At 74.1% G+C, this 20,834-nt stretch carries 21 protein-coding genes; 17 read left to right on the top strand and 4 right to left on the bottom strand.

What is annotated here, in order from left to right:
* The 9 genes from idi to CFK41_RS14935 are packed head-to-tail and all read left to right on the top strand — an operon-like array spanning position 1 to position 8,116.
* Positions 1-621, top strand: a complete 621-nt coding sequence (gene idi, locus CFK41_RS14895) for an isopentenyl-diphosphate Delta-isomerase (RefSeq protein ID WP_096800382.1) — start codon at positions 1-3, stop codon at positions 619-621.
* Positions 618-1,724, top strand: coding sequence for a polyprenyl synthetase family protein (locus tag CFK41_RS14900; protein WP_096800383.1), 1,107 nt, complete (start codon positions 618-620; stop codon positions 1,722-1,724). The genes idi and CFK41_RS14900 overlap by 4 nt, the downstream gene beginning before the upstream one ends.
* Positions 1,721-3,283 carry an SDR family oxidoreductase gene (locus CFK41_RS14905; RefSeq protein WP_096800384.1) on the top strand — a complete coding sequence of 521 codons (1,563 nt, stop codon included), beginning with the start codon at positions 1,721-1,723 and terminating at the stop codon, positions 3,281-3,283. The genes CFK41_RS14900 and CFK41_RS14905 overlap by 4 nt, the downstream gene beginning before the upstream one ends.
* Complete coding sequence (locus tag CFK41_RS14910) at positions 3,280-4,098, top strand: TspO/MBR family protein (protein ID WP_169928837.1); 819 nt, start codon at positions 3,280-3,282, stop codon at positions 4,096-4,098. Before CFK41_RS14905 ends, CFK41_RS14910 begins: the two co-directional genes overlap by 4 nt.
* The gene (locus tag CFK41_RS14915) at positions 4,095-4,961 is read left to right on the top strand and encodes a phytoene/squalene synthase family protein (RefSeq protein ID WP_096800385.1); all 867 of its coding nucleotides are present in this window, start codon (positions 4,095-4,097) and stop codon (positions 4,959-4,961) included. The genes CFK41_RS14910 and CFK41_RS14915 overlap by 4 nt, the downstream gene beginning before the upstream one ends.
* Positions 4,958-6,586, top strand: coding sequence for a phytoene desaturase family protein (gene crtI / locus CFK41_RS14920; protein ID WP_096800386.1), 1,629 nt, complete (start codon positions 4,958-4,960; stop codon positions 6,584-6,586). The genes CFK41_RS14915 and crtI overlap by 4 nt, the downstream gene beginning before the upstream one ends.
* The gene (locus CFK41_RS14925) at positions 6,583-6,930 is read left to right on the top strand and encodes a lycopene cyclase domain-containing protein (protein ID WP_096800387.1); all 348 of its coding nucleotides are present in this window, start codon (positions 6,583-6,585) and stop codon (positions 6,928-6,930) included. Before crtI ends, CFK41_RS14925 begins: the two co-directional genes overlap by 4 nt.
* Positions 6,927-7,235 (top strand): lycopene cyclase domain-containing protein, encoded by a 309-nt coding sequence (locus CFK41_RS14930; RefSeq protein ID WP_096800388.1) that lies wholly within the window; start codon positions 6,927-6,929, stop codon positions 7,233-7,235. Before CFK41_RS14925 ends, CFK41_RS14930 begins: the two co-directional genes overlap by 4 nt.
* The gene (locus CFK41_RS14935; protein ID WP_096800389.1) at positions 7,232-8,116 is read left to right on the top strand and encodes a prenyltransferase; all 885 of its coding nucleotides are present in this window, start codon (positions 7,232-7,234) and stop codon (positions 8,114-8,116) included. Before CFK41_RS14930 ends, CFK41_RS14935 begins: the two co-directional genes overlap by 4 nt.
* A 30-nt stretch (positions 8,117-8,146) precedes the next feature.
* Here CFK41_RS14935 and CFK41_RS14940 read toward each other — a convergent pair whose 3' ends face one another.
* Entirely contained in the window at positions 8,147-9,022 is an 876-nt protein-coding gene (locus CFK41_RS14940; protein ID WP_096800390.1) for an alpha/beta fold hydrolase, read from the bottom strand.
* Complete coding sequence (locus tag CFK41_RS14945) at positions 9,019-9,699, bottom strand: TetR/AcrR family transcriptional regulator (protein ID WP_096800391.1); 681 nt, start codon at positions 9,697-9,699, stop codon at positions 9,019-9,021. The genes CFK41_RS14940 and CFK41_RS14945 overlap by 4 nt, the downstream gene beginning before the upstream one ends.
* Before the next feature lie 111 nt (positions 9,700-9,810).
* On the opposite strand from CFK41_RS14945, the gene CFK41_RS14950 reads away from it, so the two are divergent.
* The 7 genes from CFK41_RS14950 (at position 9,811) to CFK41_RS14980 (ending at position 17,841) form a co-directional block, all read left to right on the top strand.
* Positions 9,811-10,302, top strand: coding sequence for an ArsR/SmtB family transcription factor (locus CFK41_RS14950; protein ID WP_227873106.1), 492 nt, complete (start codon positions 9,811-9,813; stop codon positions 10,300-10,302).
* Between the two features lie 76 nt (positions 10,303-10,378).
* Complete coding sequence (locus tag CFK41_RS14955; RefSeq protein ID WP_321169373.1) at positions 10,379-11,557, top strand: FecCD family ABC transporter permease; 1,179 nt, start codon at positions 10,379-10,381, stop codon at positions 11,555-11,557.
* Between the two features lie 51 nt (positions 11,558-11,608).
* Complete coding sequence (locus CFK41_RS14960; protein WP_096800392.1) at positions 11,609-12,631, top strand: ABC transporter substrate-binding protein; 1,023 nt, start codon at positions 11,609-11,611, stop codon at positions 12,629-12,631.
* Positions 12,628-13,407, top strand: coding sequence for an ABC transporter ATP-binding protein (locus CFK41_RS14965; protein ID WP_227873107.1), 780 nt, complete (start codon positions 12,628-12,630; stop codon positions 13,405-13,407). The genes CFK41_RS14960 and CFK41_RS14965 overlap by 4 nt, the downstream gene beginning before the upstream one ends.
* An 87-nt stretch (positions 13,408-13,494) precedes the next feature.
* Positions 13,495-14,571: a 2,3-diaminopropionate biosynthesis protein SbnA gene (gene sbnA / locus CFK41_RS14970; RefSeq protein WP_227873108.1), complete on the top strand. Its 1,077-nt coding sequence runs from the start codon at positions 13,495-13,497 to the stop codon at positions 14,569-14,571.
* The gene (locus CFK41_RS14975) at positions 14,564-16,285 is read left to right on the top strand and encodes an FAD/NAD(P)-binding protein (RefSeq protein WP_096800394.1); all 1,722 of its coding nucleotides are present in this window, start codon (positions 14,564-14,566) and stop codon (positions 16,283-16,285) included. The genes sbnA and CFK41_RS14975 overlap by 8 nt, the downstream gene beginning before the upstream one ends.
* Positions 16,282-17,841 carry a type III PLP-dependent enzyme domain-containing protein gene (locus tag CFK41_RS14980; RefSeq protein WP_151904775.1) on the top strand — a complete coding sequence of 520 codons (1,560 nt, stop codon included), beginning with the start codon at positions 16,282-16,284 and terminating at the stop codon, positions 17,839-17,841. Before CFK41_RS14975 ends, CFK41_RS14980 begins: the two co-directional genes overlap by 4 nt.
* A gap of 100 nt (positions 17,842-17,941) precedes the next feature.
* On the opposite strand, the gene CFK41_RS14985 is transcribed toward CFK41_RS14980, so the two are convergent.
* Positions 17,942-18,895 (bottom strand): AraC family transcriptional regulator, encoded by a 954-nt coding sequence (locus CFK41_RS14985; protein ID WP_096800395.1) that lies wholly within the window; start codon positions 18,893-18,895, stop codon positions 17,942-17,944.
* A gap of 124 nt (positions 18,896-19,019) precedes the next feature.
* Here CFK41_RS14985 and CFK41_RS14990 point away from each other — a divergent pair, with 124 nt between their 5' ends.
* Entirely contained in the window at positions 19,020-19,820 is an 801-nt protein-coding gene (locus CFK41_RS14990) for an NAD(P)H-dependent oxidoreductase (RefSeq protein ID WP_096800396.1), read from the top strand.
* A gap of 111 nt (positions 19,821-19,931) precedes the next feature.
* On the opposite strand, the gene CFK41_RS14995 is transcribed toward CFK41_RS14990, so the two are convergent.
* Positions 19,932-20,810, bottom strand: coding sequence for a TolB family protein (locus CFK41_RS14995; protein WP_096800397.1), 879 nt, complete (start codon positions 20,808-20,810; stop codon positions 19,932-19,934).
* Positions 20,811-20,834: the final 24 nt, after the last annotated feature.

Genomic DNA, 20,834 nt, shown 5'->3' on the forward strand with positions numbered 1-20,834 from the left:
ATGATCGAGAACGCCGGCAGCACTCTGGCGATGGACGACCACGTGATCCTCGTCGACGCCGACGGCACCCCCAGGGGCCTCGCCCCTCGCGCCACCGTCCACTCGACGCGCACGCCGCTTCATCTGGCCTTCTCCTGTCACGTCGTGCGGGCCGACGGTGCGGTGCTGCTCACCCGGCGGGCGCTCTCCAAGCGCACCTGGCCCGGGGTGTGGACCAACTCGTTCTGCGGCCACCCGCGCCAGGGCGAGTCCTTCATCGAGGCCATCGACCGCCACGCCCGTCACGAGCTGGGGATCGCGGTGCGACCACCGCTCCGGGCGCTGCCGGACTTCCGCTATCGCGCGGTGGACGCCTCCGGGGTGGTGGAGAACGAGGTGTGCCCCGTCTTCGTCGCCGAGCTCGCGGACGCCGCTGCCGACGCGGTAGGACGGACGGGCGCAGCCGGTCCCGCGAGCCGCCTCTCCCCGAACCCCGAGGAGGTGATGGACCATCGATGGGTGGCCCCGGAGGAGCTGCGCGCGCTCGTGGAGCTCGCACCCTGGGCGCTGAGCCCGTGGGCCGTCGAGCAGATCCCTCAGCTGGACGCCCACCTCCTGCGGAGCGCGGCGGGTGCCCGGTGAGCACCGCGCACCATCACGCCGTGGAGGAGGAGATCCAGCGCCTTCTGGCACTGGGCTCCTCTCGTCCCGGACCCCTCCCGGTGCAGGACCACGGCGAGCTGTGGGGTGCCCTCTCGAGCGCAGTGCAGGGCGGCAAGAGGTTCCGACCCGCGCTGCTCGTGTCCACCCATGAGGCGCTCGGCGGGCGTCGCGACGCCGCCGCGGTCCAGGTCGGCGCCGCCCTCGAGCTGCTCCACACCGCCTTCGTGGTCCAGGACGACGTGATCGACGGGGACCTGGTGCGTCGAGGCATGCCGAGCCTGCCCGGGTCCGTGGCGGCCGCGGCCCGCGACCGCGGCGCCGACCCTCGTGGAGCGCAGCGGATCGGACAGGCGGCCGGCATCCTCGCCGGAGATCTCGGCCTGGTCGCCGCTCTGCGGGCCGTCGCCCGCTGCGAGGCCCCCGCCCCCGTGGTGGACCGCCTGCTGGACCTCTTCGAGAGCACCCTGCACGGCTCCGCCGCGGGCGAGCTGGCGGACGTGCGACTCCAGCTGGGCCGCGCGGACTCCCCGACCGTGCTGCGGGAGGCGCTCGCCGTGGCCGAGCTGAAGACCGCGCTCTACTCCTTCCAGCTCCCCCTGCGCGCCGGGGCCCTGCTGGCCGACGCCTCCCCCGAGGTCCTCGAGGTCCTCGACGAGATCGGAGGCCTGCTCGGGATCGGGTTCCAGCTGTTCGACGACCTGCTGGGCATGTTCGGTGACGAGCAGCGCACCGGCAAGAGCGCGCTGGGGGACCTGCGCGAGGGCAAGCGCACCGCCCTGATCGCGCACGCCGCGACCACCTCGGCCTGGGACGAGCTGGCAGGCCTGCTGGGCGATGCCGAGCTCGGCGAGGCCGAGGCGCTCCGCGCCCGCGCGCTGCTCACCGACTGCGGATCTCGCACCTGGGTCGAGGACCTCGCCCGCTGGCACGTGGCGCGCGCCGCCGAGGTCGCCGCCCGCTCCCGCCTTCCCGCCGCGATGGTGGCCTCCCTCGATCTCGCCACCGCGGAGATCCTCCGCGCCGCCGATCTGACCCTGCCCCGGCCCACGGCCCTCCCCGCCTCGGAAGGCCTCCCCGCGTGAGCACTCCCGCCCGCTCCCCGCTGGTCCTGGTCACCGGTGCCAGCGGATACCTCGGCGGGCGCCTGGTGCCCGCGCTGCTGGACGCCGGGCTGCGGGTGCGCGCGATGGCCCGGCACGCGGACCGGCTCGAGGACCGCCCCTGGCGCGACCGGGTCGAGGTCGTGGAGGCCGACGTCGAGGACCCCTCGACCCTGGAGGCGGCGCTCGAGGGCGTCGACATCGCCTATTACCTGATCCACGCCATGGGCGGTGGGCGCAGCTTCGCCGACCGCGACCGCCGCGGCGCTCGCGCCTTCGCCGACGCGGCGGGGCATGCGGGCGTGGGCCGGCTGATCTACCTGGGCGGGATCCATCCCGAGGGCGAGGAGCTCTCCGCCCACATGGCCTCCCGCAAGGAGGTGGGCGAGATCTTCCTGGCCGGGCCCGTCCCCGCCGTGGTGCTCCGTGCCGCGGTGATCATCGGCTCCGGCAGCGCCTCCTTCGAGATCATGCGCCACCTCGCCGAGCGCCTTCCCGTGATGGTGGCCCCGCGCTGGGTGCTCAACCGGATCCAGCCGATCGCCGTGCGGGACGTGCTGCACTACCTCGTCGGCGCGGCGGGGCTCGAGGGCTCGCCGAACCGCACCTTCGACATCGGAGGGCCCGACGTGCTGAGCTTCGCGGACCTCCTGCACGCCTATGCCCGCGCCGCGGGCCTGACCCGGCGGCGGATCCGCACCGTCCCGGTGCTGACGCCGCGCCTGGCCAGCCACTGGATCGGGCTGGTCACGCCGGTTCCGACCGGCATCGCGAGGCCTCTGGTCGAGTCGCTGATCCACGAGTCGGTCGCCGCCGAGAGCGATCTGCGCGAACTGGTGCCGGATCCGGAGGGCGGGCTGACCGGCGTGCACCGCGCGATGGAGCTGGCGCTGACCCGGGTCCGGGAGCTGGACGTCGCCACGGCATGGCACTCGGCCACGCCTGCGGGCGCCCCGTCCTCCCCGCTGCCCGAGGACCCGGCGTGGTCCGGCGGGATCGTGCGCGGCGACGAACGGAGCCGCCACGTCGACGCCGCGCCGGAGACCGTGTGGGCCGTGATCGAGGGGATCGGCGGTCGACGGGGCTGGTACTCCTGGCGCCTGGGATGGCTGGCGCGCGGTCTCATGGACCGCATCGTCGGCGGGCCGGGCCTGCGCCGCGGCCGCCGCCACCCCGACCGCCTCGCCGTGGGCGACGCGCTGGACTGGTGGCGGGTCGAGCGGCTCGAGCCCGGCCGCCTGCTGCGCCTGCGCGCCGAGATGAGGGTGCCCGGCGGGGCCTGGCTCGAGCTGGGGGTCGAGCCCGAGGACGGGGACAGAGGCGGGGCGATCCTGCACCAGCGGGCCATCTACCACCCGCGCGGACTGCTCGGCGACCTCTACTGGTGGGCCGTCTGGCCCTTCCACGGCATCGTCTTCGGCGGGATGCAGCGCAACATCGCCCGCGCCGCCGAGGCCGCCGCGGGGCGGACGGCGGCCACCCCTGCTGCCGGTCCCGCCACCGCACCCCCACCGCGTCATGATCCCGAGGAGACCGCATGACCCGCTCACCGCGCCCGCTCGCCCGCCGGCTCGCCGTGACCGCGAGCTTCCTGCTCACCCTGGCCGCCACCGCCGTCGGGGTGGGCGCCTTCGGGGGAGAGCCGATCGCCGAGGCCGCGAACGGCCTTCTCGCAGCGGATTCCACACACCTCGCCCCCGCCTCCCCCGCCTTCACCATCTGGTCCGTGATCTATGCGGGGCTCGGGGCCTACACCCTGTGGCAGTGGTGGGACCGGGACGACGAGCGTCGCATCGCCGGGCATGCGATCGCCTCGCTGCTGCTGAACGCGGCGTGGATCCTCACGATCCAGGCCGGGTGGGTGGGGCTCAGCGTCGTGGTGATCCTGATGCTGCTCGGGGTGCTCGCGGACCTCTTCCGCCACATCTCGGCGCGACCTCTGCCGGGCATGGTCGGCCGGATCGTGGTGAACGGCACCTTCGGCCTGTATCTCGGCTGGGTCAGCGTCGCGACGTGCGCCAACATCGCCGCAGCCCTCAAGGGCGCCGGCTTCGGCGGCGCCGGCAACCCCTCCCTGCTCGCCGTCGCCGTCCTCGGGGTCGTCGCCCTGATCGGTCTCGCGCTGCCGCTGGCAGGCCGCCGCGCCGTCGCCGCCCCGCTCGCGATGATCTGGGGCCTGGCCTGGATCGCGGTGGGCCGCGCGACCGACGAACCCCACGCCCCCGTCGTCGCCCTCACGGCCATCGCGGTCGCCGTCGTGATCGCGGCCTCCGCCGCGATCCAGCAGATCCGACCCGCCTCCCGAGCTCGGGCCGTCGCGCCCGGGACCGCCGCCGCCACGAGGAGCGGCCGATGATCCGCCGGCGCGCCTCCGCGGACCCCGGCAGCCGCTACGACCAGGTGGCCCACCGCAGCGCCGGCATCGTGATCAGCGGATACTCCACATCCTTCGGCTGGGCGGCCCGACTGCTCGACGAGCCGGTGCGCACCCACGTGCGCAGCATCTACGCCCTCGTGCGCATCGCCGACGAGACGGTCGACGACCCGGATCCCACCCTCTCTCCCGCCGAGCGCTCCCGCCTGCTGGAGGACCTCGCCGCCGAGACGGCCCGCGCCGTCTCCGGCTCCCGATCCACCAACCTCGTCGTGCAGGCCTTCGCCCACACGGCCAGGCGGCACGGGATCGGTCCGGCGCTCATCGACCCCTTCTTCGCCTCCATGCGCGCGGACCTCGCCGTCTCCGCGCATGACGAGACCAGCCTCGCGGCCTACGTGCACGGCTCCGCCGAGGTGGTGGGGCTGATGTGCCTGCGGGTGTTCCTGTCGGGGGACGAGGACGAGTTCACCCGACTCGCCCCGCACGCCATCGCCCTCGGCGCCGCCTTCCAGAAGGTGAACTTCCTGCGGGACCTCGCCGAGGACCGCGACCAGCTGGGCCGCTCCTACGTCCCCGGCCTGACCGCGGACGAGCTGGACGACGCCACCCGCGACCGCCTCCTGGACGACATCGACTCCGACCTCGAGCTCGCGGCCGCCGCCCTGCCGCATCTTCCCGCCTCCAGCCGACGGGCGGTCACCGCCGCCCACGCGTTCTACAGCGCGCTGTCGCGCCGTCTGCGCGCCACCCCGGCCCACCGGATCCGCACCACCCGCATCCGCGTCCCCGACCACGAGAAAGCAGTGATCATGGCCCGTGCCCTGCTCAGGTCGCGCCGATGAGCGCCCCGCGAGCCGTCGTCATCGGCGGCGGCATCTCGGGGCTGGCGACCGCAGCGCTCCTCGCCCGCGACGGCCACCAGGTGGAGCTGGTCGAGGCCGGCGATCAGCTCGGCGGCCGCGCCGGGTCCTGGGAGCAGGACGGCTTCCGCTTCGACACCGGGCCGTCCTGGTACCTGATGCCGGAGGTGTTCGACCACTTCTTCCGCCTGCTCGGCACCTCCGCCGCCGAGCAGCTGGACCTGCGGCGCCTGGACCCCGGCTACCGGGTGTTCTTCGAGGAGCACCCGGATCCGCTGGACATCCACGCCTCCGCGGCCCGCAACGCCACCGCCTTCGAGGCGATCGAGGTCGGTGCCGGCCGACGCCTGGACGAGCATCTCGACTCCGCCCGCCGGACGTACGATATGGCGCTGGAGCACTTCCTCTACACCTCGTTCACCCGCCGTCGGAACCTGCTCTCCCCCGCGCTCGTGGCCCATGCCCCTGAACTGCTGCAGCTGCTCGCCGAACCGCTCGAGCGCTTCGTGGGCCGACGCTTCCAGGATCCCCGCCTGCGGCAGATCCTCGGCTACCCCGCCGTCTTCCTCGGCTCCTCCCCGGACCGCACCCCGAGCATGTATCACCTGATGAGCGCCATGGACCTCACCGGCGGGGTGCTCTATCCGCAGGGCGGGTTCGCGCATCTGATCGACGTGATCGCGGCGCTCGCCGAGCAGGAGGGGGCGCGCCTGCGCACCAGCACCCGCGCCACCCGGATCATCACCGCCCCGCAGCCGGGCCGCCGTCGGCCCCGAGCCGTCGGGGTGGAGGTGCAGGACGCCGACGGCGCAGTGCGCACGCTGGCGGCCGACGTCGTGGTCGCGACCGCGGACCTCCACCACGTGGAGACCACCATGCTGCCCCCGGCCCTGCAGACCTATCCCGAGCGCTGGTGGCGGCGCGCGACCTCCGGACCCGGCGCGGTGCTGCTCCTGCTCGGCGTGGCGGGCACGCTGCCCCAGCTCTCCCATCACACCCTGTTCTTCACCCGTGACTGGCAGGAGAACTTCGGCGCGATCAGGCAGGGGCGGGTGCCCTCCCCCGCCTCCCTGTACGTCTGCCGCCCCTCGGCGACCGATCCGTCGGCCGCCCCCGACGGGCACGAGAACCTGTTCGTCCTGGTCCCGATGCCGGCGGATCCGGGACTCGGCCGCGGAGGGATCGACGGAGCAGGCTCCGCGCAGGTCGAGGCCATCGCCGACGAGGCGATCGCGCAGATCGCGGAGAAGGCCGGGGTCCCCGATCTCGCCGAGCGGGTGGTGGTGCGCCGCACCCTCGGACCTGCCGAGTTCGCCGCGGACCTGGGCACCTGGAAGGGCGGCATGCTCGGCCCCGCGCACACCCTGCGACAGAGCGCCTTCCTGCGGGCGGGCAACGCGTCACGGAAGGTCGAGTCCCTCCTCTACGCCGGCTCCAGCACGCTTCCGGGGATCGGACTGCCGATGTGCCTGATCAGCGCCGAGCTGGTGGCGAAGAGGCTGCGGGGCGACGACTCCGCCTCGCCGCTGCCGGAACCCGCACCGGGCCGCGCCGCAGCTGACCGGGCGCGGACAGCGGACCCCGGGCGGACGGGGGCCGAAGCATGACCGCCGGGGTGTACCTGCTGACGCTGCTGGTCCCGCTGCTGTGCATGGCCCTGCTCGATGCGCGCTTCCGCCTGGTCCTGTGGCGGGCGCCCCGGCGCGCGGCGATCGTGCTGGGCGCGGGGATCGGCCTGTTCCTGCTGTGGGATCTCGCCGCCATCGCCTCCGGCCACTACCGGATGGGGTCCGGACCGTGGATGACGGGGATCGTGCTCGGCCCCGAGCTGCCGCTCGAGGAGCTCGTGTTCATCACCTTCCTGAGCTACCACTGCCTGGTGCTGTGGACGCTGGTGGACCTGCTGCTCACCCGGCGGGCCCGCGCCGGGACCGGGGAGGCGGCGCGATGAGCTACGCCGCCCTCGCCGCGCTGTTCCTGCTGCCTCCGCTCGCGGTGCTCGTGCTCGCTGTGCTGGTCCGCCGTCCCGGTCGACGCTGGTGGCTGAGCACCACGATCACCGTCGGTCTGCTGCTGGTGCTCACCGCTGTGTTCGACTCCCTGATGATCAGTGCGGACCTCTTCCGCTTCGCCGAGGAGGACCTGCTGGGACCGAGGATCGGGCTGGCCCCGATCGAGGACCTGGCCTGGCCGATGGCCGCCGGACTGCTCCTGCCCGCGCTGTGGCTGCTGCTGTCACCGAGGGAGGAACGATGACCATCGCGAGCTCCCCGCCCCGAGCGGTGCGCCAGCTGCTGGGCACCTCGCGCCCGCTGAGCTGGATCAACACCGCCTACCCCTTCGCCGCCGCCTATCTGCTGGCCGGGGGCGGTCTCGACGTCGCGCTCGTGGTGGGCACGGTGTTCTTCCTCATCCCGTACAACCTGCTGATGTACGGCGTGAACGATGTGTTCGACCACGACTCCGACCTGCGCAATCCGCGCAAGGGCGGGGTGGAGGGGATCGTGCTGGACCGGCGGGTCCACCGTCTCACCCTGTGGTCCGCGGCGCTGCTGCCGCTGCCCTTCCTGGCCGTGCTGCTCCCGCTGGGCGGCGCCGTCGCGGGTCTCGTGCTGCTGGTGGTGCTCGCGGCCGTGGTCGGGTACTCCGCGCCGGGACTGCGCCTCAAGGAGCGGCCCGTGCTGGACTCGCTGACGTCCTCGACGCACTTCGTGGGACCGGCCGCGTACGGGTTGGCGCTCACCGGAGCCCCGGCGGGTCCCACCGCGGCGGCCTCTCTCGCGGCATTCTTCCTCTGGGGGATGGCCTCGCACGCCTTCGGCGCGGTGCAGGACGTGCGGCCGGACCGGGACGCGGGGATCGGGTCGATCGCGACGGTGCTCGGCGCCGCGCGCACCGTGCGACTGGCCCTGGTGCTCTACGCCGCCGCAGGCCTCGTGATGCTCGCGACAGGATGGCCCGCCGCGCTCGCCGGGCTGCTCTGCCTGCCGTACCTGGTGAGCATCTGGCCGTTCCGGACGGTGAGCGAGGAGCAGTCGGGGCTGGCCCACCGCGGGTGGCGTCGCTTCCTCGTGCTGAACCTGGTGACGGGGTTCCTGCTGACCCAGCTGCTGATCACCCTCATGCTGACCCGCTGAGCGGGGCTGCCGGGCCGGGCGCGAGCGCCGTCAGCGGCGGGCGAGATGCTCGAGGGCCAGCTCCGCCAGACGCGCGGGCTGGTCGTACGGGAGCAGGTGCCCGGCGTCCGGGATCTCGACGAAGCGGGAGTCGGGGCTGGCGGCGTCGGCCGCGACCATCTCCTCGCGGGAGATGAGCGGATCCTCCGCGCCGTGCACCCAGAGCGTGGGCACGGTGAGGCGGGAGAACTCCTCGAGGCGCCCGAAGCGGGTGCGCAGCGGCCCGTACCAGTCGACCTGCCAGTCATCCAGCGCCCGCTCGCCGTACCGCTCCTTCTCACGGGCCTCCTGCACGGCGAGGCGCACGATCCGCTCGACGCCGGGCGTGCGCTCGCCGGCGCTGAGATGGGTGGTGAGGCTCGACCGCACCATGGCCGGCCAGCGATCCATGCACCAGGTCGTGGCGCGCAGCAGGCCGGGCGCGCGCGTGAACAGCCAGGTCACCAGCTGGTAGGGCCGCCTCTCCCCCAGGCCGCCGGGGTTCACGGCGATGAGCGCGCTGACCCGCTCGGGATGCGCGAGGGCGAAGCGGTACCCGGTGCCCCCGCCCATCGAGAGGCCCATGATCGCGACCTTCTCGAGCTCGAGCACGTCCAGCAGCTCGCGGAGGAAGCGGGTGTAGAACTCGTCCCCGAGCCACCCCGACCAGGGCCGGCTCGCTCCGTGGCGGGGCATGTCGAGGACGTGCACCCGGTGGTGGGCGGCGAGCGCCGGGACCATGTCGTGCCAGATCCCCTGGGCGGTGTCGAGCATGGCACCGTGGAGCAGCAGCACGGGAGGGCCGGACTCCCCCGCGGTGTACAGCCTCACGGGGCCGCCGAGCACGGTGAGGTCGCGGGCGTCGGAGTGGGCGGGGCGTGCGGTCATGGCTGCTCCTGGGTCCTGAGCTGGTCGGTGAGGCGGTCGAGCAGGGCGAGCTGGGCGGCGCGGGCGGCCTCGGGATCGGCCTGCTGCGCGGGGGCGAGCCCGCGGCCGACGAGCTGCGCGAACAGGGCGACGCTCTCCCGCAGCTCCTCGTCGGTGATGCGTCCCAGTGCCGTGGGAGCGCTGAGCAGGCCGAGGGTGAACATCCCCAGGACCCGCCCGAGCACGTCGCGGTCCACGTCCCGTGCGAGCACCCCCGCATCCTGCAGATCGGCGATGTACTGCCCGAGCCAGTCCATGCGCGCTCGGTACCGGACCGGGCCGACCTCGCGCACATGCTCGCCGAGCACGTCGCCATCCCCGAGGTGGAGGGCGCGCAGCAGCGGTTCGGCGAGCAGCTCCTCGAGGCCGATCCGGTACACGGCGGGCAGGTCGAGCAACCCAGGGTGATCGAGGCAGCGCCGGTGCACCGCGGAGGTCAGGTCGTGCATCGCCGCGGTGAGCACGGCGTCCAGCAGCGCGTGCCGGTCCGGGAACTCGAGATAGACGGCCCCCTTGCCGACCCCTGCTCGCGCCGCGATCTGCGCGATCGTGGTCGAGGGCCAGCCCTGGGCGAGGGCGAGGTCGCGAGCGGCCGCGAGGAGGAGCCTGCGCCGCTCGGGCAGACGGGGTCGCGGCATGTCGCCTCCTCACGTAGTGACCAGATGATCAGTTCTGGTCACTACACCGTAGCGGACAGTCCGGGAGTCGTCGAGACCCGGTACCGAGGCCGGGCCGGTACGGTGACCGACATGAGCCCCATCCCTCCCGCGCACGTGCGCGTCGACGACGCCCCGGACGACGAGCAGATCGTCGCCGAGCTCACGGGACTGCTCGCCGCCACGAGCGGGATCGCGGAGCTCGCCGAGCGCATGACCCTCCTCTCGGACGAGCGCCGCCTGCGGATCCTGTTCTGCCTGCACGCCCACCCCGGGGTGCGCAGCTCGGACGTGGCCCGCGCGACGGGCGCGCTCGACTCGACCACCTCGCACGCCCTCGCCCTGCTGCGCGACGCCGGCTGGGTGCGGGCAGGGCGATCCGGACGCGAGGTGCGGTACGAACTGGCCGACCCCGTCATCCATGAGCTCCTGCATTCGCTCGGTTCCGACCATCTGCCCGGGGTCCATCACGCACCCGGGTCCGCGGACTCCGATGCCGGCGGGGCCGACAGGGCCGGCGGGTCCGACAGGGCCGGCGGGTCCGCCGGGTCCGACAGGGGCGACGGGGCGGCGCACCACCGCTGAGGCGCGGGCCGCCACGATGGACGGTCTCGCCTCGCGGCAACTCGATGCACCGACTCCCACCGACACCTCCTGATACTTGTACGATCATGCAAGCGATCAGGGAGGAGGGATCATCGACGCCGCGCAGCGCACCAGGATCCGCCGGGGCACGCCGACGGGCCGGGCCGCCCCGCCGCCGTCGGTCGCCTCCGCGCTCGCCGGTGACCCCCTCGGACTGCGCGCCCGCGCCCGCCGCAGCAGCTTCCTCCTGCTCGCACTCGCCGCCCTGGTGGCGCTGAGCCTGCTGCTGTGCGTCGGCATCGGCCCGGTTCCGCTCTCCCCCGCCGTCTCCGTGCAGGTGATCGCGCAGCACCTGGGCCTGCCCATGCCGATGACCTGGTCGGCGTCCACCGAGGCGATCGTGTGGTCGGTGCGGGTGCCCCGGGTGCTGATGGGCGCCGCCGTCGGCGCCTGCCTCGCGATCAGCGGTGCGGCCCTGCAGGCCATGGTGCGGAACCTGCTCGCGGATCCATACATCCTCGGGGTCTCCGGCGGCGCCTCCACCGGAGCGGCCGCGGCGATCCTGTTCGGCGCCGGGGCGGCGCTCGGCCAGTACGCACAGCCCGTGCTGGCCTTCGTCGGGGCGCTCGCGGCGGCGCTGGCGGTCTTCGTGATCGCTCGCGCGAACGGACGCGTCACCTCCCTGCGCCTGCTTCTCTCCGGTGTGGCGGTGGGCTACGCGCTCTCGGCCGTGACCAGCCTGCTGATCTTCTCCTCGGACTCCGCGGAGGGCTCGCGCTCGGTGATGTTCTGGATGCTGGGCTCGCTCTCCCTGGGCCAGTGGAACGCCTTCCTCGCGATCGCTGTGCTGGCCGCGCTGCTCGGCACTGCGGCGCTCACCGCCCGGGCCCCGCTTCTCGACGCCCTCGCCGCGGGCGACGGCATCGCCCATGGCCTCGGCATCTCCCCGGACCGCGCCCGCATCGGATTCCTGGTGATCGTCTCGCTGTGCACCGCCGCTGCGGTGGCGGGTGCCGGAGCGATCGGCTTCGTGGGGCTCGTGATCCCGCACCTGGCACGGCGGCTGGTGGGCTCCCGGCATCGGGTCGCGATCCCGGCGAGCGCGCTGCTGGGCGCCGGGTTCCTGGTGTGGGCCGACGTCATCGCCCGGCTCCTGCTCGCGCCGCGCGAGCTGCCGATCGGCGTGATCACCGCGGCCGTCGGAGCCCCGTTCCTGCTGCTGCTCATCCGCCGCTCGCGCACCGTCGACGGCTGACGGCCGCACGAGGCACCACGCCACCCGCACCCTTCTCCCAAGGACCCCTCCATGACCTCCTCCACGCTCCGCCGCCGCACCCTCGTCGCCGGGCTCGCCGGCCTGCTGGGCCTCGGCGCGACCGCCTGCTCCGGCGACCCTGCCGGCGGCGACAGGGCGGAGGGCCAGGTGGACGCGGCGGCGGGGAGCTTCCCCGTCACGGTCGCCAACTGCGCGGAGGAGGTGACCCTCAGCGCCCCTCCCGAGCGGGTGGTGCTGCTGGACAGCGCACCGGTCACGATCCTGGACGGGATCGGGGTGCTCGACCGGGTGGTGGCCCGGGCAGGGTCGTTCCCCGACGGCTACTTCACGGACGATCTGCGCACCCGCCTCGCGCAGATCCCGGCGCTCTCGGAGGACATCGACACCACCGGCCACCTCCAGATCAACCAGGAGGTGGTCATCGCCCAGAGCCCGGACCTCGTGCTGGGGCTGCCCGACGGCATCACCCGCGAGGGGCTGCGCACGGCCGGCGCCGAGGCGCTGCTGCCCCGCACCTACTGCGGCGACCTCGGGGACCGCGCGAGCTTCGAGGCGCTGCATGCGGAGATCGTCAGCTACGGAGAGGCGTTCGGTCGGACCGATGACGCCTCGTCGCTGGTCACCTCCCTGGAGCAGCGGATCGGCGCCGTCGCCGCCGCACCCTCCGGCCTGAGCGCGGCGGTGCTGTACGCGTCCAGCGGCGGCGGGCCGCTCTACGCCTACGGTGCGACCTCGATGGCCACGGCGCAGCTCGACGCGCTCGGGGTGGAGAACGCCTTCGCCGGCGCCGCGGAGCGGGTGTTCGAGATCGGCCCCGAACCGCTGCTCGCGGCGGATCCGGACCTGCTGATCGTGCTGCACGAGGGGACGCTGACGGACGAGGAGGTGATCGCGGAGAGCCTCGGCACCGACCGCCTCGCCGTGCTGCGCGCCGTGCAGGACTCCGCAGTGCTGCCCCTGCTGTTCAACTTCTCCGAACCGGCCTCCCCCCTGGTCGTGGACGGCCTGGAGCGGATCGGGTCCTGGATCCAGGCGCGATGGGGAGCCGAGTGAACGTCGTGCTCGACGCCGTCGGCCTCTGCCACCGCTTCGGGACGGCGGAGGTGCTCCGGGGCGTGGACCTGCGGATCCACGAGGGAGAGATGGTGGGGCTCGTGGGGCCCAACGGCAGCGGGAAGACCACCGCGCTGCGAGTGCTCCACCGCGATCTGGTCCCGGATGAGGGGCAGGTGCGCCTGGAGGGTCGGGACCTCGCCACGCTCTCCGGACGGGAGCGCGCCCGACGCATCGCGGTGATGGCGCAGGAGAGCACCGGGGAGCTGCCGATGACCGCGGCGGACGCGGTGATGCTGGGTCGCCTGCCCCACCGCGGCCTCTTCGGAACCACCACCCGGGCCGACGACCACCTCGCCGCGGAGGCCCTCGAGCTCGCCGGCGCCGCCCACCTGGCCCGCCAGGATCTCGCCACCCTCTCCGGCGGCGAGCGCCAGCGGGTCCTGCTCGCGCGGGCGCTGGCCCAGCAGCCGCATCTGTTGCTGCTCGACGAGCCGACCAACCATCTGGACATCGGCGCCCAGCACCGCACGCTCCAGCTGGTGCGCGCCCAGGGCCTGACCACTCTCGTGGTGCTGCACGACCTGAACCTCGCCGCCCGCTACTGCGACCGCGTGGTGGTGCTGGAGTCGGGGCGGATCCGCGCCGTCGGCCCGCCGGAGGAGGTGCTCGGCGCGGATCTCGTGGGCGAGCTGTACACGGTGGCGGCGGATCGACGGACGGCGGCAGACGGGATCCCCCAGCTCCTGTTCCGCGGTCGGCCCGTCTCCCGCTGAGCACCGCACCGTCGCGGTATCGCGGAGCCGACCGCCCGGTTCCCCAGATGCTGGGTCCGACGCTCCTGCGTCCCGTAGGTTGACGCCGTGACCACACCATCGAGCACGGCCCCCATCCATCTCGCCGACGCTTCCCGACAGCCCCGCGCCGCGGAGCCGGTGCTCGGCATCTCCGGAGCCGTCGGCGGCACTCCGCTGGTGCGCCTCGACCGCCTCTTCCCGGACTCCGGAGTCGAGATCCTGGCCAAGCTCGAGTCGGTCAACCCCGGCGGCAGCACCAAGGACCGGCCGGCACTCGCGATGGTGCGCGACGCCCTGGACAGCGGTCGGCTCGCCGCGGGCGGCACCGTCGTGGAGTCCAGCTCGGGCAACCTCGGCGTCGCGCTGGCCCGGGTGTGCTCCGTGCACGGCGTGCGCTTCGTGTGCGTGGTCGACTCCCGCACCAATGCGACCACGGTGGCCACCATCCGCGCGCTCGGCGGCGAGATCGACCTGGTCTCCGAGCCGGATCCGGTCACCGGCGACCTGCTCACCGCACGGTTCCGGCGCGTCGAGCAGCTGATGGAGGAGATCCCCGGGGCGGTGAACCTGTTCCAGTACGGCAATCCCGCCAACCCCGCGGCGCATGCCGCCGGCACCATGCGGGAGATCGCGGAGTCCCTCGACCACCGGCTCGACGTGATGATGGCGGCGGTGAGCACCACCGGCACGATCGCGGGCTGCACCGCCTACCTCCGTGAGCACCGCATGGACACCCGCACCGTCGCGGTCGACGCCGTGGGCAGCGTCCTCTTCGGCGGCACCCCCGCGCCGCGTCCGCTGCCGGGCCTCGGCGCGGGGCTCGTCACCGACATCTCGCGCACCGTGTCCCCGGACCGCGTGATGCGGGTGGAGGGCCTCGACTGCGTGGTCGGCGCCCGCCTGCTGGCCCGCCGGGAGGGCATCCTCGCCGGTGCCTCGACCGGCGGCATCGTCCACGCCCTGGGCTCGCTCGTGAGAGAGCTCGACCCCGGCACGCGGCTCGCGTTCATCGTCCACGACGGCGGGGTGCCCTACCTCGAGACCGTCTACGACGACGACTGGGTCCGGGGAACCCTCGGGGCCGACGCCGACGCCGTGGACGTCGCGACGGACGCGCTGGTCACCGCAGCCCGCCGTGGCTGAGCCGGCATCTGTCGCGACCGGTCGGCCGCTGCGCCTCCTCGTGGTGGGCGGCGGGCCGAAGGCGCTGTTCGCCCTCGAGGAGCTCGCGGCGAGGGGTGCGGGCCGGGGTTGCTCCCCGGACCATGCCGGACCCCGGCTCGAGATCACCGTCGTGGATCCCGCGGGGCCTCTGGGCGCCGGCACCGCCTATCATCCCGCGCAGCCCCATCACCTGCGCCTGAACGTCGCCTCGACGATCCTCGACGCCCCCTCCACCGGTTCCTCCGTCTCCTTCGAGGATTGGGCCCGCACCACGCATCCGGAGCTCGGGGACGAGCCGTACCCGCCCCGCGCGGTCGTCGGGGAGTATCTGCAGGAGCGCTGGCGACGGATGGAGGAGGACCTCGCGCTGTGGGCACGGATCCGCCACCACCGCGGCCGTGCGCTCGCGGTCGAGCGCGACGGCTGTCGCTGGCGGGTGGAGGTGACGGGCGTGCCGCAGATGCTGGGCCCTGCCGACGAGGTGCTGCTCGCGACCGGCCATGCCGCCGCCCACGAGGGCGCCCTCGGCGCCACCTGGTCCGCCGCGCTGCCGCTGCGACCCTCCGTGCTCCCGGTGCAGGAGATGCTCTCCTGCGAGCACGTGCCGCCCGGATGCCGGGTCGCGATGCGCGGCGGCGCCCTGACCTTCGTGGACGGCGCGCTCTCCCTGACCCTCGGCCGTGGCGCGGTGTTCCGCCCGGAGGGCTCGGGCGCACCGCGCCTGGTCCACCACCGCAGTCCCGAGGAACCCGCAGTCATCCTGCCCACCACCCGCCATGGCCTGCTGCTGGACGCGAAACCCCCGCCCGGGCAGCCGCTGCCCGAGGTCGCCGAGCGGGCCCGCGCGCAGGGCGCCGCACAGCTGGAGTCCGCCGGGCCCCTCTCCCCGCCCCGCGTGCTCGACCTCGTGGTCGAGGTCGCCTCGGAGATGCTGTCCGGGAGCGGCGCCCCGGTCCAGGAGCGCCGCCGAGCTGTCGCCCACACCCTGGAGACGGGCGCCGAGCCCGACCTCCCTCCGGGCCCCGGTCGCGCCGAACGGGCGCTGCGGCGGAGCATCGCCGTGGCCGAGGGCTCCCGCCCCGGGGGGCCCGCCTGGGCGCTCGGCCGCACCTGGGTGCAGCTCTACCCCCAGCTCACCGCGGCCCTGCGCGGCAGCGACGCGGACCATGTGACCTGGTCGCGGTTCCTCGCCGCCGCGCAGGTGCTGGAGCGCTTCGCCTTCGGGCCGCCGCTGGAGGCGGCCCGGATGCTCGTCGCCATGCTCGACTCCGGCGCCCTGGACCTGAGCTGGGTCGATGCGGGCACCGCGCTCCGCTCCGACGGCGTGCACGGGATCCCGCCGGGCAGCGCGGCTCCCGACGTGGTGGTCGATGCGGTGGTGCCCCCGCCGGGTCTGCGCGGCATCACCGACCCTCTGGCCCAGCACCTCCTGGACAGCGGGCTGGTGGCGCTGCGTCCCGGTCGCCGCGGAGCGGTCGTCGAGCCCGACGGCACCGCGCTCACCTCGGCCGGCGACCGCGCCGAGGGGTTGGCGCTGCTGGGCCGCGCCACCGAGGACCACGTGATCGGCCATGACACCCTGAACCGGCATCTCCACGGCGAGACGGGAGCCTGGGCCGATCGGATCTCCCGTCGGGCGCTCGGGTCGCCCGTCGACACAGACCAGCACCGAGACTCCGAGGAGACCGCATGACGCCCCTCCCGCACGACGCCCGGCCCGCCTCCCGCACCGGCACCGGCACCGGCACCGGCACCAGCGAGACGGACCTGCGCGCCGCCTGCCAGGGCCTGCCGCCGCTGACGGCCCGCCTGGCCCCCTGGATGCAGGAGCTGCTCGCGGAGCCGTCGGCCGTCTCGGACCTGCTCGAGGAGCACGGCAGCCCGCTGAACGTGCACGACTTCTCGGCGCTGGCCGAGAACGCGGGCGAGCTGACCGCCGTCGCGACGACCCACGGGGTGGACCTGCGGGTCTTCGTGGCCCGCAAGGCGAACAAGACCCTGGGCCTCATCGAGGCGGCCCACCGTGCGGGGCTCGGCCTGGACCTCGGCAGCCACCGCGAGCTCGAGCAGGCCTTGGAGGTCGGATTCCCTGCGCAGGACATCGTGGTCACCGCCGCGATCAAGCCGCGCCCCCTGCTGCGCCTCGCCCTCGAGGCCGGGACCACGCTCGTGCTCGACAACCTCGACGAGGCCGCCGCCGCCCGGGAGGAGATCGCCGCGCTCGACGGCGCGGAGCAGCCGGCGACACCAGCCTCGGAGGACACCGTCGCACCCTCCCCCGGGCGCTCCGTCCCGGGCACCGCCCGACCGGTCGCGCTGCGCCTCGCGCCCACCCCGACAGGCGCCGTCGGCCCCACCCGCTTCGGCGAATCCGCCGAGACCTGGCGGCAGTGGGCCGCCTCCCGCGACCTCGCCGAGGACGGGATGAGGATCGAGGGGCTCCATTTCCACCTGCACGGCTACGACCCCCTCGCCCGCTCCCAGGCCCTCCTCGAGGCGATCGACCTGCTGGACGCCCTGCGCGCGGCCGGGCACGACCCCCGGTTCCTCGACATCGGCGGCGGGATCCCCATGTCCTATCTCGAGGACGCCGAGGAGTGGGACCGGTTCTGGGAGGCGCACGAGGAGCAGGGAGAGGACCCCGGCACCTCGCTGACCTGGCGCGGCGAACGGCTGCGGCAGGTCTACCCCTACCACCAGCAGGTGGTGCGCGGACCGTGGCTCGAGTCCGTGCTCGGCGCGCCGGCGCCGAACGGCGGCAGCATCGCGGAGTCGCTGAGGTCCCGCGGCGTCGAGCTGCGCTGCGAGCCCGGCCGCTCCCTGCTCGACGGCTGCGGGATGACCCTCGCCCGGGTCATCCAGCGCACCACCACGAGCGACGGGATCCCGCTGATCGGGCTCGAGATGAACCGCACCCAGTGCCGCTCCACCTCGGACGACTTCCTGGTGGATCCGCTGCTGATCCGTGCGGGCACCGCGCCGTCGGCTCCGGTGGACGCCTTCCTGGTGGGCGCCTACTGCATCGAGGCCGAGCTGATCCTGCGGCGCCGGCTGCGCTTCCCGGACGGGGTGGCGATCGGGGACGTGATCGCGCTGCCGAACACCGCCGGCTATCTGATGCACATCCTCGAGAGCGCCTCGCACCAGATCCCGCTGGCCTCGAACCTCGTGCACGGGCCGGAAGGATTCGTCCGGGACCGGATCGACGCCGTCCCGCCCCAGCGCCCCTGGCGGGAGCCGGTCGTCTGAAGGGTGGGATCGGCCGACGGGGTGGTCCCCCTCGGCGGGCCGACGCGGCTCCGGGCCCCTGCTGTCGGCGTCGATCGTGCCCTGCCCGCCGTCGCCGCGCTCAGCTCGAGCCGCTGCGGGCCTCGACGCGGTAGCGGCTGGGGCGCATCCCGTACTCGCGGGTGAAGGCGGCGCTGAGCGCGAAGGCGCTGGAGTACCCGACCTGGCGGGCGACGGCGTCCACGGTGCCGTCGCCGTCCTGGAGCAGGTCCGCCGCCTGGCACAGCCGCCATCCGCTGAGGTAGGAGATCGGCGGCTCCCCCATGGTCTCGGCGAAGCGCCTCGCGAGGGTGGCCCGCGAGACCTGGGCGACCCGGGCCAGCGAGCCGACCGTCCAGGGCGCTGCGGGATCCGCGTGCAGCGCCGCGAGCGCCGGGCCGACCACGGGATCGGCGGAGGCCCCGTACCAGGCAGGGGCCTCGACCTCCTCGAGGGCGAACCAGTCCCGCAGCGTCCTGATCAGCACGATGTCCAGCAGCCGGTCGAGGACGGCCTGACGACCGGGCTCGCGCTCCTCCAGCTCCTCCTCGAGCATCTCCAGCGCCCGCGAACGCTGCCGTTCGACGGGGACCACCACCACGGGCGGCAGGGAGCCGAGCAGCCGATCGGCGATCCTGCCCGACACCGGGAAGGTCGCCGTGAGCAGCGCGAAGTGATCCTGCAGGACGCCCGCCGCCTCATCGCTGTCCAGGGTGCGGAGGTGCGCGCGGCCGGGCACGGCGGCCAGCGGGCTCATGCCGTCATCGCCCAGCAGGCATCCGGCGGCGGTGCGACCGCTCGCGTCGCTGGTGAGGATCGTCGTGCGGTCGCCGGAGAGCACGGCGACGTCCCGCGGCCCGATCTCGATCGGGGATCCGCCCTCGGGAAGGATCCATCCCGTGCCGCGCAGCAGCGAGACCAGGGTGAGAGCGGCGGGCGCGCGATGCTCGATCGACCAGGGCGCCCGGAGCAGGTCCTTGCCGACCAGAGCGCCGGAGGAGCGGAGGTTGGCGAGCACTTCGGAGAGGACGTCCACCGCTCCACGATAGACGCCAGGACATCGGGACGAGCGTTTCGAGGATTCATCGTCTCATCCGGACGGTATGGACTGAGGTCTTCCCGCGGCGCCGCTCCACGGCGCCCCGACCCCTGGAGGCACCATGACCGTCGACCATCCCCCCGTTCCGGGCACCGCGCTCTGGGTGCTCAGCCACCCCCGGAAGGACTCCCTGAACGGGCATCTCTTCCGGGCCGGCACGGAGGCACTGTCCACCCGGCGCGAGGTGATGACCACCGACCTGTACGCCCAGGGCTTCGCCCCGGCGCTGGGCGACCAGGACCTCGGAACCCCTGCCGACCGGCCCGGGAACCTCGCCGAGCTGGCGGGCGAGGCGTATCTGGCCGGGAAGTCGACCGCCGAGGTGCGCGCCGAGCACGAGAAGCTCGCGCGCGCGGAGCTGCTCGTGCTCCAGTTCCCGCTGTGGTGGTACGGGCCGCCCGCCATGATGAAGGGCTGGCTGGACCGGGTGCTCACCGACAGCTTCGCCTACGACAGGGCGCTCGATCCGGAGACCGGGATGCCGCGCCGCTACGGCGACGGCGGCCTCACGCGGCGCCGCGCGCTCGTGGTGGTGAGCGTCGGGGACGACGCCCGCACGCTCGGTCCCCGGGGCGTGAGCGGCGACCTCGACTCGCTGCTGTTCCCGCTCACCCACGGCGCCCTCTGGTACGTGGGGATCGAGGCGCTGGACCTGCACGTCCTCCACGACGCCGACGGACTCGACGCGGCCGGGGTCGCCCGGGAGACGGACCGTCTGCTCGCTCGGCTCGAGCATCTGGACGACGAGGCCTCCCGGCCCTACCGGCGGCTGCGTGACGGGGACTACCCCTCCCACCTGCGGGCGCTGGATCCCGGACTGCTTCCGGGGCGCACCGATCTGGAGATCCATCGCGCCGGATGAGGCGGCCGGTCGGCGACGCGGCGCGGGGCCGACGGGACGACGCGGGGCCGACGGGACGACGCGGGGCCGACCCGGCGGCCACCCGTCCGTCGGCCCGCCCGTCGAGGGTCGTCAGCCGCCGGTCGGGTAGTCCACGTAGGCCAGGCGGCGGGAGTCCGGCGCCCAGCTGTTGACGTTGATCGTGCCCTGCCCGCCGTCGAGGTGGACCAGATCCCGCTGCCCGGAGCCGTCGGCCGCGCTGAGCCGCAGGATCACCGGGAGATCCGCGGGATGACCCTCGGTGCCGGGCGGGAAGCTGATGTGCGCCAGCCGCTCGCCGTCCGGGGAGAGGTGCGGGAACCAGTTCACCCGTTCGTCGTCGGTGAGCTGCTCGGCACCGGCGCCGTCGGGCCGCATCCGGAACAGCTGCGCCTGCCCGAGGGCGGTGCGGGCCCGCTCGGAGTTGAAGTAGATCCAGGTCCCGTCCGGGGAGTGCTCGGGGCCGTCGTCGGGGAACTCGTCGTCGGTGAGCTGCACGGACTCCCCACCGGAGGCGGGGAGGGCGAACAGGTTCGGCGGCATCCAGGAGCCGTCCGCCGTCCGCTGCACTCCGGTGTAGAGCAGCGTCGCGCCGTCGGGGCTCACGCCGTGGAGGAAGTGGAGCAGGCCGTCGTCCTGCGTGATCTGCACGCCGCCCCCGCCGGCGAGCGGGGCGCGGTGGATGTGACCGTCCTCGGCGGAGACGTAGATGTGCACGCCGTCCGGATCGAGCACGTGGTCGTTGTTCAGCGGGGCCAGGTCGCCGAGGTCGATCCGCAGCGGGCGCCCGCCCTCGACGTCGAGGCGGAACAGGTGGCCGTCGCCGTTGAGGATCAGCGCGGCGCCGTCGAGCGCCCAGTTCGGTGCCTCGTACAGCACCTCGGAGGACTCATGGACGATCCGGTCCTCCCCCGTGTCGACATCGAGGACATGGATCCGGGATCGCTGGCCGGGGGCGAGGGTGCGGGGCATGGTGCGTCCTTCATGACGAGGGCA

It is taken from the genome of Brachybacterium ginsengisoli (assembly GCF_002407065.1).
GTDB lineage: Bacteria > Actinomycetota > Actinomycetes > Actinomycetales > Dermabacteraceae > Brachybacterium > Brachybacterium ginsengisoli.